The organism is Streptomyces sp. NPDC002845 (assembly GCF_053591955.1).
Genome location: NZ_JBSFUU010000105.1, coordinates 15,057 through 28,093, shown reverse-complemented (window position 1 = coordinate 28,093; position 13,037 = coordinate 15,057). Strand labels below are relative to the sequence as shown.

Here is a 13,037-nt window from a genome sequence, read left to right as displayed (position 1 = left end):
AGACTGTGACGGTGCCTGTCGCGAAGGCCCCTATCGGGACACGTCCCCTGCCCGGCGGCAGCGAGTACTGCTCCAGCAGTGGCCGACAGATCAACACCAAGGCAGCAACGCCAGTCGAAGCACGGGTCAGGCCACCGCCCGGAGCGGCACCCGATCATCCTCACAGTCGAAGCACGAGCCGACCCGCCCCATGGACTGGGTGACGCCCAGCTTCCGGCAGGCCCGGCGGAACTTCCGCGAGGCGTAGATCGCGATGTTCCTGTTCCAGCGCGAACGACTTACCCATCCCCCATTCGCCACGCAGGACCAGCAGCGGAACAGCCCGCTCATCAGCCAAAGACCGCCCAGAAGCGGCCCCGGCAAACTGGAACGACAGCGGCCAGCCGTACCGGTCCGACTCCGGAGGTTCCCCTATCGGGAAGACCCGCCGTCTCCACGGCGGACACGGCCACTCCACGATTCGCCACGTCCCAAGCACTCTCAGGCATTTCACGCCACTCAACAGGGCTCACACGATAAGCCCCATACGCGTCGACGCCATGACCGCGCGGGTGAGCCGGTCGTCCTCGGACTCACTGAGGGCCTGGGCGCGGACTTACGCTGCCTTCAACTCAGGCCACCGCGCGAGCTGTTCGGCCGTGAGTGTGCCGCGCAGTTCGGCGAGTTTGAGCAGGTTGGCCTCGGCGCCGGTGGTGAGGGTCTGGGTCTCGGCCCGGTAGGGGTCGTCGATCAGCGCCGGCAGTTCGGTGGTGTTCATGACCGGCTGGACGCGCTGGGCGGTCTTGTTCATGTTGCGGTACGAGCCCTGGAGTTGGAAGGGCGGCTCGGTGCGGGTCACGTCTGACTGAGCCGCTGAGGCGATGTACGCGGCGTTCTGTCGTGCAGGTTCGTGCCGGGCCGGTCATGCGGTCCGTGGGTGGTGGCCTTGCGCCTGCTGCCCGGGGAGGTACCGGCCACTGCGCCCGGGATTCAACAGCGTTACCGGGTGGGGAGGTCGGGGAGGTCCGCCGCCACCGATTCCGGAGATCCCCACGATTCCTCCAGTGCGGCCCGTAGTGCGGTGACGGTATCCGCGCCGACGCGTTCGGCGAGCGCGGCTTCGAGCCCGGCCAGTATCTGCATCGTCTCTGCGCGGCGCCGGACACCGGCCGCCGTGAGGAGTACGAGCTTCGACCGGGCGGACTGCGGATCGCTCTCCACGGTCACCACGCCCAGGGCGACGAGTTCATGGACCCACTGGTGCGCGGTCGGGGCGCTGACGCCCAGACGCCGGGCCAGCTCGGCGATGCTCGCCCCTTCTGACGGGAGCTGACTGAGCAGGGTCACGTGTGCCGCGCTGACGGTCGCCCCGTCTTCCTGGGCCTCGAACGCAGTGGTCAGGGCGGCTCGGAACCAGTTGTGTGCGCGCCACAGCAGCCGGATGAGCGGCTCGGATTCAGGCGGGGAGGAGGACATGTGGTTCTGCTTTCACGGCGGGACGGTCGGTTCGGCGCGGTCTGCCGATGGTAAGCCGGTCAGGCCTGGTGCCCAACATCACCGGAGCTTCCCAGATCACCCTTCATTAGGTAGCCTATGATTAGGCTACCTAATGCTGGGCTCTGATCGATCCCCACCCCCCGGCCCCATGCCCCCGATTCCCACAAACCGATGGAAGGCAGGACGATGACGACAGGATCGTCTGGATCCCCCCTCGCCGCGGGCACCTCGCGGCGGCGTCTGCTGGCCGCCGCGGCCGGCGTCACCGCCGGCACGGCAGCCCTCGCGGCCCCGCCCGCCACCGCCCAGGCCGCCACCTCCACGTCGGCCGGGACCGCCGCCGGCCGCCCGGGGCGCCACATGAAGGTGATCGCAGTCGAAGAGGCGTTCTCCGTTCCGGAGCTGATCCCGTGGCCGGGCGAGGCCCGTATGCCCCCCGGCTGGGGGCAGGAGTGGGGGCGCCGGCTCGCCGACTTCACGGAGTTGCGGCTGGCGGACATGGACGAGCACGGCGTGGACATACAGGTCCTGTCGCTCACCTCACCCGGCGTGGAGGCCATCGAGAACCCCTCCGAGGCCGTGGCCACGGCCCGCCGGGTCAACGACCACCTGGCCGAAGTGGTCGCCGCCCACCCGACACGGTTCGCCGGCTTCGCCACCCTGCCGTTGCAGGACCCGCAGGCCTCCGTGGTCGAACTGCGCCGGGCGGTGGAACAACTCGGCCTCAAGGGAGTCCTGCACAACGACCACGTTCAGGGCCACTACCTCGACGAGCCGCAGTTCCGGCCCGTGTGGGCCGAACTCGAACGGCTCGGCGTGACGCTCTACCTCCACCCCGCACTCTTCCCCGCCGATCAGTGGCGGGTGTTCCAGGGACATCCCGTGCTCAGCGGCCCGTCCTGGGGATGGACAGCACAGGTCGGCGCCCACGCACTTCGCCTGATCTACGGCGGAGTGTTCGACGAGTTCCCCGGGGCCTCGGTGACGCTGGGGCACATGGGAGAACTGCTGCCTTTCCAGCTGGCCCGACTCGACAGCCGCTACCACCAGGCCGACCCCAAGAGCAGGCCACGACAACTGCCCTCCCACTACCTGCGGCACAACCTCTACGCGACCACCAGCGGCGTCTTCTCCCACGCGGCCCTCAGCGGAGCCGTCCACGCCATCGGCGCCGACCGGCTGCTGTTCGCCGTCGACTACCCCTACGAATCAACCGCCGAGGCAGTCGAGTTCCTCCGCACAGCGCCGTTCTCCCGCACCGACCTCAAACGCATCGCACACCACAACGCGGCACGCCTGCTGAACCTCTGATCAAGACAGCAACAGATGAGGAATGCGGCTGGGCCGACGGCACATACGTTGTGCCGTCGGCCCAGCCCCGCGAGCACCGGCACCGGATGCTCGGTCGTGAGCCCACGGGATCCGCCCGCACGTCGATGGCGTTGTTGCTTGGTCGAAGTCCTTCCAGGGACCTTGCATCTCGATCAGCTCGGCCTTGAAGGTGCCGTTCAGGGCCTCGGCCATCGCATTGTCGTGCTGTCCGCAACCGAGCCGACCGATGCGGCAGCGCCGATCTCGGCGAGCCGAGCCCGGAGCCCTTCTTGACCCGTCTCCGCCACAGTGCCATCTCCAGTGCGTCCAGCGGGAGTTCGGTCCGCATGTGGCTTGCTACCCGCCAACCGACGATCATCGCGAGTACCCGTCCAAGACGAAAGCCACATACACCCAGCCCGACCAGGCGCGCACATACGTCATGTCCACGTCATATCCGCCACCCACAGCTGATCGGGACGGGCTCGCGGTGAAGTCCGGTCGACCAGGTCCGGCGGGCGGAGCGCCGGCGCTCGGGGACAGTGGTCCGACGCCGCTGACCTCGGATAACGCCCTCCAGACCCAGCTCGCCCATCAGCCGCTCGCCCGTACAGCGGGCCACGACGACGCCCTTGCGTCTGAGCGCGCGGGTGATCCGGCGGGCACCATAGGTGCCGCCCGACTCGGCATGGACCTGCTCGGTCAGCGGCATGAGCTGCTCGTCCCACACAGCCGGCGGGCTGGCTTCGGCCGCTTTTTGCGGGCGAAGTACGTTGGCGGCGACAGCTCCAGCACCCGGCAGACGGGATCGACCCCGAGACCCTTCTCGCGCAGGTGGTCGATCACTTGCTCGGCCTCGTCCGGGGACGGTCGATCTCCTGGGCAAAAAACACCGACGCGGCTTTCAGGATCTCATTCGCCGCTTCAACTCCGCGTTCTCCCTGCGGAGTTGCTTCGGCTCCTCGTGTTCAGCCGTGATCAGCCGATCGTCACGGTCACCGGTATCGGCTTCGGCCTGGCGGACCCACTGCCTGAGGGCTTCTTTGTGGATGCCGAGTTCCCGGGCGACATGCGCGACCGGGCGGCCGGTGGTGCGGAACTCGCGGGCGGCCCGCTCGCGGAGCTCGTCGGTGTCGGGGTACTTACGTGGTGCTGGCACAGCTCATGGTTCTCCTTCGGGCCAGGATCACAAGCCTGGCTTCAGGGACTCCACGAAACCGGGGTCAGCTCACACCGCCTCCTGGCTGCTCTTTTGCGCCGCCGCAGAGCTGTCACCAGCACGCTCCTGGCCCAACTGCTGGACGTCGGCCGCACCAACCTGTCCAACCAGTTCCAAGACGGCCATCGCCTTCTGGACCTGCACGTGTCGTCGTCACCCCGCTGCCCGGTTCGCCCGCGCGCACCCTGGAACAGCTCAAAGTTCGCCTGCCACTCCACGGAGATCGTCCAGCAGATCCACTCTGACAGTTATTCAGCTACGGCTCTTCGGACGGACAGAGAATTGCCAGATCGGCGTCTTCGCCGCCTACGCCACCAAAGGCGACCTTGCCCGCGACATGATCCTGCGCGCCCTGGCTACGCGCCGAGTTCCTACCACTCTCAGTGACAGGCTACGTACTTGCTTTTGCCTGCAGAAAGCATGATGTTGAGCTTTCAACGTCTGCTCAATCTTCTTGCCGACCTTCTTGAGGAGAACGCACCGTGACCCCCACCACTCCTGCCCGCAGGGCACTCGTCGCTTTCGTGGCTTCCGCCGCCCTGCTGGGCGCCGCCGCCGTACCTGCCGTCGCGGCGCCGTCCGCCGTTTCCGCCGGGTACGCCGGTTACGGCGCTCACTCCGGTTATGGCACCCACTCCGGTTATGGCGACTCCGCCCGCCTCAGCTACCAGAAGGCCGTCACCGTACGCGTCCTCAAGGGCCTGTTCGAGCGGGGCGACACCGAGGTTGTCGACCGCTACGTCCGCCCGGACTACATCCAGCACAACCCGCTCGCGCCCGACGGCGCCGAGGCGCTGAAGAACCTCGGTACGGACCTCCACCAGCAGTTCCCGGACGCCAAGTACGACATCAAGCGGGTGATATCCGAGGGCGACCTGGTGCTCGTCCACTCGAACGTCGTCATGACACCGGGCGAACGGGGCACGGCGGTCTTCGACATCTTCCGGTTCCAGGGCGGGAAGATCGCCGAGCACTGGGACGTGGGGCAGAACGTGCCCGAGACTTCCGTGAACGGCAACGACATGTTCTCGACGGAGAGTTGGCCGCGCACGGAGCAGCCGGGGCCAGCGTGGCTCACCAAGTACAACAAGAAGCTGGTCACCAAGGCCTTCAACGAACTCATGGTCAACCAGGATCTGTCGGCGATCGACCGCTACTACGGCCCCGAGTACCACCAGCACAACCCGAACGTCCCCGACGGGGTGGAGGGCGTGAAGGCAGGACTCGGCGGACTCTTCGCGGCCCTCCCGCAGCTGAAGGTCTCCCCGAAGCGGGTGATCGCGCAGGGCGACCTGGTCGCGGTCCACCATCACTTTGTGGAAGCGCCGGGTGCGCGGGGTCAGGCGATTGTGGATCTGTTCCGGGTACGGCACGGGAAGATCGTCGAGCACTGGGACGTGATCCAGGCCGTGCCGGAGACGTCGGCGAACGACAACACGATGTTCTAGGTCCAGGGCTGGGGCGGCGTACGGCGCGCCGCCCCCTCGGGGCAGTTGCTGGTAGGCCCGGCATGGTACGTCGTCCAGGCCCTTGTCGGCAGTCCACTCGATCCGGTTCAGCAACCGGTGGATGCGATCAGGACCCGCGTGCCCGGCCTCCTCCGCCAGCGTCCAGCCGTTCTTCCGCTCCAACGGAGAAGCCCCGCATGTAAGCCGGCGCCGACTCACGCGGCTCCTCCCGGTGAACCGGCGCCCGAACCGCTCATGCGGAGCACCCAGTTCACCCGCACACAACCTGACATCGGCAAGATCCCCACCCGTAACCACACCAACGACCAAGCTGGCCAGCAGCCACCACACCGTTGCAGTACTAGCCCCTGTGCCACGGTGCGGCACACGTCCGGGGTACGGATCTGCCGTCGCGCCAGAATACGGCCGTGGGGTCGGGAGATTCTCTCGGCTGACCCGTTACGGGTGCGAGGAGGCGGCGTGGACACCGAAGGCGATGTCGATCTGCTGATCCGGAACATGGTCGGCGAGTTCGCGCAGCGAATCCCCGAGATCAGCGACGATCTGCGACGGGGGATCCTGGACCGCATCCCCTCACTCCGCGGGGACCCGGACATCGAGGGGATGCTGTCAGCGAGCATCGAGGAGAACGTTTCACTGATCGTTCATCTCATGCAGCACCGGATCGACGTCAGCCGCGTCGAGGCCCCGGTGGCCGCCGTCGAGTACGCCCGGCGGCTGGCTCAGCGCGGCATCCCGACCAGTGCGCTGGTCAGGGCGTACCGGCTGGCGCACGCCCGCTTCCTGCCGGACTGCTGGGACCGGCTGGGCCGGCAGGCCGGTGATGTGAAGGTACTGGCCCTCGCCGGCACCGTCTTCACCCGTCGCCTGTTCTCGTACGTCGACATCGTCTCCGAGCAGGTGACCGCGGCCCATGAGCGGGAGCGGGACCTCTGGGTGCGCAACCGTGCCGTTGCTCAACAGGCCGCCGCCGAGGCGCTGCTGTCGGGCGCCGACGCAGGGGAGGCGGCGACGGCGCTGAATTATCCGCTCGACCGCGATCACCTGGGACTCATCGTGTGGAGCGGCGGTGGCGCCACGGCCGGCGAGCAGGCGGCGGACCCGCAGGGCGTGGTACGAAGTCTCGCTCGGGTCGCCGGCGGTGACGCACGCTTGGTCGTCCCGCTCGACGAGCGACTCGCGTGGGCCCGGCTCCCGCTGCCGTCAGGCCATGTGCTGTCGAAATCCAGGCTTGCGGAGGTGCTGGACCGGTGGCCGCTGCGGGTGGCGTTCGGAGAGCCCGCGCAGGGAGTCGAAGGCTTCCGCGCCCCCCATCGGCAGGCACTGCTGGCCCATACCGCGGCAACGCTAGGCGGACCTGCGGACGCCCCCGCCACCTGGTTCGCAGAGGTCGGTCCGCTCGCGTTGATGTGCTCCGACCTGGAGTCCGCACGGGATTGGGTACGGTCCGTCCTCGGCCCGCTCGCCCAGGACGGCGAGCGGTTCGGCCGACTCAGAGAGACATTGGGTGTCTTCCTCGCCCTGCACGGAAGTTACACGGCGGCCGGTGAACGGCTCATGATGCACAAGAACAGCGTCCAGTACCGCGTTCAGAAGGCGGTCGAGTCGCTCGGCCGCCCGTGGGAACAGAACACAGCTGATCTGGAACTGGCTCTTCGGGCCTGCGACTGGTTCGGCGCCCGGATGACGCGAGCCCCGGGACCCGTGGGTCCCGGGGCAGCGTCCTGAACACGCTTCGCGTGGTCCATCTCCAGCAGCGGACAGGGACCTCCGACTCCGGCGTTGGGCACCATGACGTGCAGGGCACCGTGCCGCTTGACGGCCGCGTCGATCAGCGCCTGGATCTCCTGCTCGTCCCGGACATCGCGCAGACCTGGTGGGTGGCGCCCGGAATCGCGGCCGCCGTTTCCTCGGCCGCAGCCTCGTCGCCGGAGACGACGACCACCGTGCAAGAGCGGAAATCGGTGGATCAGTCCGCCGTGAGGATCGTGACGACCATGGCGGCGGGGTCCGTGCCCAGGAAGCCGCCGCCGTTCTCGGCGAGCGCGACCCGGGCTCCGGGTACCTGCCTCGGCCCGCAGCGCCCACGCAACTGATCGGTGAGTTCGACCAGTTGGGCGCACCCGGTGGCACCCAGCGGGTGCCCGCGGGAGAGCAGGCCGCCGGAGGGGTTGACCGGGACACGGCCGCCGAGGGCCGTCGAGCCTGACCTGAGCAGTGCGGAACCCTCGCCCGGGCCGCACAGGCCGAGTTCCTCGTACACCATCAGCTCGGCGGGTGCGGCGGCGTCGTGCACCTCGACGACGTCGAGGTCGTGGGGACCCAGGCCCGCTTGCTCGTAGGCCAGAGCGCTGGCCCGGGCGGCGGCCGGCTCGGCATCCGACTGGTCAGTTCCGGAGATCTATGTGCTGGCCCGGACCCGTACCGCCGGCCCTGACAGGTTGCGGATGCGGCGCGGTGAGCAGACCACCATCACCGCCGCGCCGTCGCCGACCGGTGAGCACATGAGCAGGGTCAGCGTGGCCTGCGTGGCGGCGCCGGTGCTGAACCGCGCCGGGCGAGCGGTCGCGGCCCTTTCGGTCGCCGGCCGGCTCGGCCAGATCGACACGCGACGGCTGAGCGTGCATGCCCGCCGGGTCGCCGCCGCGGCCTCGCAGGCAGCGGCGAGGGGGTTGGCCCGTACCGCATGACCCGTGCCGGATGAGGGTGCCACCGCGCGCGGTGGCACCCCCTCCGTCGCGACCACCTGACGGTCAGGACGCCGCCGGAGCGGCCCGCAGCAGATCCAGCGCGATGTCGACGATCATGTCCTCCTGCCCGCCGACCAGCCCGCGCCTGCCCACTTCCAGCAGGATGCTGCGTACGTCGATGCCGTACTGCCGGGAGGCTGCCTCGGCGTGCCGGAGGAAGCTGGAGTAGACGCCGGCGAAGCCCAGAGTGAGCGTCTCGCGGTCGACCTGGACCGGACGGTCCTGCAGCGGTCGTACGAGATCGTCCGCCGCGTCCTGCAGGGCGAACAGGTCGCAGCCGTGCTTCCACTCGTTGAGGGTGGCGACGGCGACGAACGGTTCGATCGGGCAGTTGCCCGCCCCCGCGCCGTGTCCGGCGAGGGACGCGTCCACCCTGGTGCCCCCCTCCTCGACGGCGACGACCGAGTTGGCCACTGCCAGGGAGAGGTTCTGGTGGGCGTGGATGCCGATCTGGGTCTCCGGCCGCAGCGCGTCGCGGTAGGCGCGGACGCGTTCACGGACACCGTCCATGGTGAGACGGCCTCCGGAGTCGGTGACGTACACGCAGTGGGCGCCATAGGACTCCATCAGCCGTGCCTGCTCGGCCAGTTCTGGGGCCGGGGCCATGTGGCTGAGCATGAGGAAGCCGGAGACGTCCATGCCGAGGTCGCGGGCCGTGGCGATGTGCTGGGCGGAGACATCGGCCTCGGTGCAGTGGGTGGCGATGCGGACCGAGCGGACACCGAGCGCGTAGGCCTGCTTCAGTTCGGCGATGGTGCCGATGCCGGGGAGCAGGAGCGTGGTGAGCCTGGCCCGTTCGAGGACCGAGGCGGCTGCTTCGATCCATTCCCAGTCCGTGTGGCTGCCGGCGCCGTAGTTGAGCGAGCCGCCGGCCAGGCCGTCGCCGTGGGCGACCTCGATGGCGTCCACGCCGGCCGCGTCCAGGGCGGCGACGATGCGCTGGACGTCGGCGGGGGCGATGCGGTGCCGTACGGCGTGCATGCCGTCCCGCAGGGTGACGTCCTGGATGTAGAGGCTGGTGGTCATGCGGATGCCCCCTGTCGTGCGTGCTGGGCGATGCGCTCGGCGGTGCGCAGGGCGGCCGAGGTCATGATGTCGAGGTTGCCCGCATAGGCGGGGAGGTAGTGGGCGGCGCCCTCGACCTCCAGGAAGACCGAGACCTTGGTCATCACCCGCGGCGCTTCGGCGGGCAGGAGGGTGTGGACCGGTTCGTCGGCCGGTACGGGCGTGAACTGGAGGTCCTGCTTGAGCCGGTAGCCGGGGACGTACTGGGCGACCTCGGCCACCATGTCGGTCACGGAGGCGCGGATCGCGTCGTGATCGGCGTCGCCGATCAGGCAGAACACCGTGTCCCGCATGATCAGCGGGGGCTCGGCGGGGTTGAGGACGATGATCGCCTTGCCACGCGTGGCGCCGCCGACGGTCTCGATCGCCGCGGAGGTGGTCTCGGTGAACTCGTCGATGTTGGCGCGGGTGCCGGGCCCGGCCGACTTCGACGCGATGGAGGCGACGATCTCCGCGTACGGGACGGGAGTCGTACGTGCGACGGCGTGGACGATCGGGATGGTGGCCTGCCCGCCGCAGGTGACCATGTTGACGTCGGCGGCGTCCAGGTTGTCGTCGAGGTTGACCGCCGGGACGACGAAGGGGCCGACAGCCGCGGGGGTGAGGTCGACGAGCCGCTTGCCGAAGGGGGTGAGCCTGTCCGCGTTGGCGATGTGGGCCTTGGCCGAGGTGGCGTCGAAGACGATGTCGATCTCGTCGAAGCCGTCCATGCGGATCAGGCCGTCGACGCCTTCATGGGTGGTGGGCACCTTCAGACGGCGGGCGCGGGCGAGCCCGTCGGAGGCCGGGTCGATGCCGACCATCGCCGCCATCTCCAGTGTCTCCGAGAGACGGAGCACCTTGATCATCAGGTCGGTGCCGATGTTGCCGGAACCGATCACGGCCACTTTCGTCTTCTTCAGGGCGGTCATGACGGCTCCTTGTCGGTGAACGCGGCGGTGACAGTGCCCAGGGCGGAGATCTCCGCGAAGACGGTGACGCCAGGGGAGACGCTGACCATGGGGCCGAGCGCGCCGGAGAGGACGACCTGGCCGGCCCGCAGTGGGTCTCCGTAGGCGCGCGCCGTACGGGCCAGCCACAGCAGGGCGCTCAGGGGATCGCCGAGACACGCGGTGCCGGTGCCCTCGGAGACGAGGACATCGTCCACGTACATCCGCATGGTCGCCTCACGGGGCTCGAAGGCCGTGAGCGGGAGACGGGACTCGCCGAGGACGTACAGGCCACTGGAGGCGTTGTCGGCGACCGTGTCCGTGATGGTGATGTCCCAGTCGGCGACGCGGCTGTCCACGATCTCCAGGGCGGGCATCGCGTAGGCGACCGCGGCGCGGACGGCGGCCAGGTCGAGATCGTCCCCGTCCAGGTCGGTGGCGAGGAGGAAGGCGATCTCCGCCTCGACTTTCGGCTGGAGCAGCCGTGTTGTGGGCACTTCGGCGAGGGCGGAGACGTCCATGTCGGAGAACAGGACGCCGAAGTCCGGCTGGTCGACGCCGAGTTGCTTCTGTACGGCCGGCGAGGTCAGGCCGATCTTCCGGCCGGTGCGGACGGCCCCGTCGGCCAGTCGGCGGGCGGTGAGACGGCGTTGCACCTCGTAGGCAGCGTCGATGTCGCCGGCGCCCAGCAGATCGCGGACCGGGGCGCAGGGTTCCCGCTTGACCGCTGCGGTCGTCAGCCTGTCCGTCGCGATGGTGATGGCTCGTTCGCGTTCGGTCATCGGTTCGGTTCCTGTTCTGCGGTAGCCACGGCGAAGCCCGCGATCCATTCGGGGATCGGTGCGTAGAAGCGGGAAGTCATGCGGTACGAGCCGGTCGCCGCAAGGGACGCGAAGGCCGCGATCCAGGTGCGGACCTCGTGGGCCGAGCCACCGCCCTCGGCGCCCATCCACTCCACGGTCCAGGCGTCCACGTCGGCGAGCCGGCCGCTTTCCAGGGTGTCCAGGACCAGGTTGTCCCAGGCGGGGTTGATGGGCACCATGCGGGTCGAGCCGGAGGCGTACTCGCGGCCCGCCCGGATCACCCGCTCCTCGCCCCGGGCCCGTTGCTCGGGTGTGGGCGGGTGCCCCTCGATGAGGGCGTCGGCGACCCGGGGCGGGGCGCCGTCGAGCACGGGGACGGGCGGGTCGTGGGAGAGCCCGCCGGAGCCGAGGAACAGCACACGGCGGTCCAGTGCGGCGGCCGCTTCGCCGATCGCGGTCCCGAGTGCCCGGATACGGCTGACCGGGCCGAGCGGGGTGGCCACACCGTTCACGAACACCGGTACGACCGGCACCTTGTCGATGCCGCCGAAGAGGACTTCCAGCGGCTGGACGAAGCCGTGGTCGACGGTCATCCGGGCCGAGACGGTCAGGTCGACTCCGCGGTCGAGAACCCCGCGGGCGAGGGCGCGGGCGGCGTCGGTGTCGACGGAGAGGGGTCCGGCGGCGGAGCCGAAGTCGCCGACGGCGTTCGCCTCGATGGCCAGGCAGAACGGAGGCATCTCCTTGTAGAAGAAGCCGTTGTAGTGGTCCGGGGCATACAGCACGACCAGGTCGGGGTCGAAGGCGCGGACGAAGGAGCGAGCCGCCTCGACGGCGTCCTCGACGGCCGACAGGACGTCCGGGGACGGGTCGTTCTTGCCGATGAGGGGAGAGTGGGACAGGCCGACGGCGGCGGTCATCGCGGGGCTCCTTGCTCGTGAGGGGCGGAGGGATGGATGACGAGCTTGCCGGTGAGCCGCCCGTCGATCATGAGCTGGAAGCCCTTGTGGATCTCGTCCAGCGGCAGCGCCCGGTCGACGACCGGGCGCAGGCCGGTGGCGTCCATGAGCTTCAGCAGTGAGACCAGTTCGCTGCGGGTGCAGCCGGTCGAGCCGAGGACGCGCTGCTGGAGATAGAAGATCCGGCCGAGGTCGGCGGGCGGGTTCGTCCCGCTGGTGGCTCCGGCGATGACGATCGTGCCGCCGGGACGCAGCGACTTCATGGAGTGCGACCAGGTGGCCTCACCGACCGTCTCGATCACGACGTCCACGCGCTCGGGCAGCCGTTCGCCGGTGGGAACGGCCTTGCGCGCGCCCCAGGATTCGGCCTGCCGCCGCTTGTCCTCGCTGCGACTGGTGGCGTACACGACGGCGCCCGCGGCCACGGCCAGCTTGATCGCGGCCGACGCGACGCCGCCCCCGGCCCCCTGGACGAGGACCCGGTCGCCCGCGCGGATTCCCGCCTGGGTGAAGAGCATGCGGTACGCGGTGCCCCAGGCGACCGGCAGACAGGCCGCCTCGTCGAAGGTGAGCCAGGACGGCTTGGGGATCAGGTTGCGGGTGGGGACTGTGAGGTATTCGGCGAACGCCCCGTGGTGCTGCTCCGACAGCAGAGCACGCCCGGGGTCCAGCGTCTCGTCGCCGAGACCGGCGTCCGGGTCGGCGATCACCGGGTGGACGAGCACCTCGTTGCCGTTCTCGTCATAGCCGGCCGCGTCGCAGCCGAGGACGATGGGCAGCCGCTCGGGCGGGTGACCGACGCCGCGCAGGGTCCACAGGTCGTGCATGTTGAGCGACGAGGAGACCACACGGACGGTCGACCAGCCGGGGCGGGGCTCAGGCTCGGGGACTTCCCCGAGGACGAGCCCCGCCAGCGGATCGGTCGCGCTCTGGGAGATGGCGATGGCAGCAAGCATGCGTTCACGCTCCCCCGCGCCCGCCGACTGCCGACAGCGCGCGTGCCGCCGTACGGAACGACGGATGGCACCCGGCCGCGTCGCTGCTGTTGCCTGGGCT

At 69.4% G+C, this 13,037-nt stretch carries 14 protein-coding genes and 3 pseudogenes; 4 read left to right on the top strand and 13 right to left on the bottom strand.

All coding sequences use genetic code 11. The features are described from left to right. Positions 1-508: 508 nt before the first annotated feature. Positions 509-877, bottom strand: a pseudogene (locus ACWD3C_RS42930) (AAA family ATPase); the annotation flags it as partial. A 101-nt stretch (positions 878-978) separates the two neighbouring features. After that, positions 979-1,455 carry a MarR family winged helix-turn-helix transcriptional regulator gene (locus tag ACWD3C_RS42925; protein WP_451153244.1) on the bottom strand — a complete coding sequence of 159 codons (477 nt, stop codon included), beginning with the start codon at positions 1,453-1,455 and terminating at the stop codon, positions 979-981. Between the two features lie 207 nt (positions 1,456-1,662). On the opposite strand from ACWD3C_RS42925, the gene ACWD3C_RS42920 reads away from it, so the two are divergent. After that, positions 1,663-2,787 carry an amidohydrolase family protein gene (locus tag ACWD3C_RS42920; protein WP_451153242.1) on the top strand — a complete coding sequence of 375 codons (1,125 nt, stop codon included), beginning with the start codon at positions 1,663-1,665 and terminating at the stop codon, positions 2,785-2,787. 451 nt (positions 2,788-3,238) lie between these two features. On the opposite strand, the gene ACWD3C_RS42915 is transcribed toward ACWD3C_RS42920, so the two are convergent. From ACWD3C_RS42915 to ACWD3C_RS42905, 3 genes are all read right to left on the bottom strand, one after another. After that, positions 3,239-3,517 carry an IS3 family transposase gene (locus ACWD3C_RS42915; protein ID WP_451153240.1) on the bottom strand — a complete coding sequence of 93 codons (279 nt, stop codon included), beginning with the start codon at positions 3,515-3,517 and terminating at the stop codon, positions 3,239-3,241. Positions 3,518-3,691: 174 nt separating this feature from the next. Then, positions 3,692-3,946, bottom strand: coding sequence for a transposase (locus ACWD3C_RS42910; protein ID WP_451153238.1), 255 nt, complete (start codon positions 3,944-3,946; stop codon positions 3,692-3,694). 69 nt (positions 3,947-4,015) lie between these two features. After that, the gene (locus ACWD3C_RS42905; RefSeq protein ID WP_451153236.1) at positions 4,016-4,150 is read right to left on the bottom strand and encodes a hypothetical protein; all 135 of its coding nucleotides are present in this window, start codon (positions 4,148-4,150) and stop codon (positions 4,016-4,018) included. A gap of 338 nt (positions 4,151-4,488) precedes the next feature. On the opposite strand from ACWD3C_RS42905, the gene ACWD3C_RS42900 reads away from it, so the two are divergent. Next, a complete protein-coding gene (locus ACWD3C_RS42900; RefSeq protein ID WP_451153234.1) occupies positions 4,489-5,454 on the top strand; it encodes a nuclear transport factor 2 family protein in 966 nt (321 codons plus the stop codon). Positions 5,455-5,520: 66 nt separating this feature from the next. On the opposite strand, the pseudogene ACWD3C_RS42895 reads toward ACWD3C_RS42900, so the two are convergent. After that, positions 5,521-5,772, bottom strand: a pseudogene (locus tag ACWD3C_RS42895) (IS701 family transposase); the annotation flags it as partial. A 162-nt stretch (positions 5,773-5,934) separates the two neighbouring features. On the opposite strand from ACWD3C_RS42895, the gene ACWD3C_RS42890 reads away from it, so the two are divergent. Continuing rightward, complete coding sequence (locus tag ACWD3C_RS42890; protein WP_451153232.1) at positions 5,935-7,203, top strand: PucR family transcriptional regulator; 1,269 nt, start codon at positions 5,935-5,937, stop codon at positions 7,201-7,203. Between the two features lie 17 nt (positions 7,204-7,220). Here ACWD3C_RS42890 and ACWD3C_RS42885 read toward each other — a convergent pair. Both ACWD3C_RS42885 and ACWD3C_RS42880 read right to left on the bottom strand, forming a co-directional pair. After that, positions 7,221-7,427, bottom strand: a pseudogene (locus ACWD3C_RS42885) (SDR family NAD(P)-dependent oxidoreductase); the annotation flags it as partial. A gap of 17 nt (positions 7,428-7,444) precedes the next feature. Beyond that, a complete protein-coding gene (locus ACWD3C_RS42880; RefSeq protein WP_451153248.1) occupies positions 7,445-7,876 on the bottom strand; it encodes a thiolase C-terminal domain-containing protein in 432 nt (143 codons plus the stop codon). A gap of 4 nt (positions 7,877-7,880) precedes the next feature. Between ACWD3C_RS42880 and ACWD3C_RS42875 the strand changes: the two genes are divergently transcribed. Further along, the gene (locus tag ACWD3C_RS42875) at positions 7,881-8,165 is read left to right on the top strand and encodes an IclR family transcriptional regulator domain-containing protein (protein ID WP_451153230.1); all 285 of its coding nucleotides are present in this window, start codon (positions 7,881-7,883) and stop codon (positions 8,163-8,165) included. A 63-nt stretch (positions 8,166-8,228) separates the two neighbouring features. Here the strand turns inward: ACWD3C_RS42875 and dmpG are convergent, their stop codons facing one another. From dmpG to ACWD3C_RS42850, 5 genes are read right to left on the bottom strand one after another with little or no spacing between them, the layout of a single operon-like run. Then, on the bottom strand, positions 8,229-9,251 hold the full coding sequence (gene dmpG / locus ACWD3C_RS42870) for a 4-hydroxy-2-oxovalerate aldolase (protein WP_451153228.1): 1,023 nt from the start codon (positions 9,249-9,251) through the stop codon (positions 8,229-8,231). Further along, positions 9,248-10,192: an acetaldehyde dehydrogenase (acetylating) gene (locus ACWD3C_RS42865; RefSeq protein WP_451153246.1), complete on the bottom strand. Its 945-nt coding sequence runs from the start codon at positions 10,190-10,192 to the stop codon at positions 9,248-9,250. The genes dmpG and ACWD3C_RS42865 overlap by 4 nt, the downstream gene beginning before the upstream one ends. A gap of 5 nt (positions 10,193-10,197) precedes the next feature. Further along, entirely contained in the window at positions 10,198-11,001 is an 804-nt protein-coding gene (locus ACWD3C_RS42860; RefSeq protein ID WP_451153226.1) for a 2-keto-4-pentenoate hydratase, read from the bottom strand. Further along, complete coding sequence (locus ACWD3C_RS42855) at positions 10,998-11,942, bottom strand: 3-carboxyethylcatechol 2,3-dioxygenase (RefSeq protein ID WP_451153224.1); 945 nt, start codon at positions 11,940-11,942, stop codon at positions 10,998-11,000. The genes ACWD3C_RS42860 and ACWD3C_RS42855 overlap by 4 nt, the downstream gene beginning before the upstream one ends. Further along, positions 11,939-12,937, bottom strand: a complete 999-nt coding sequence (locus ACWD3C_RS42850) for a zinc-binding dehydrogenase (RefSeq protein ID WP_451153222.1) — start codon at positions 12,935-12,937, stop codon at positions 11,939-11,941. Before ACWD3C_RS42850 ends, ACWD3C_RS42855 begins: the two co-directional genes overlap by 4 nt. Between the last annotated feature and the right edge of the window lie 100 nt (positions 12,938-13,037).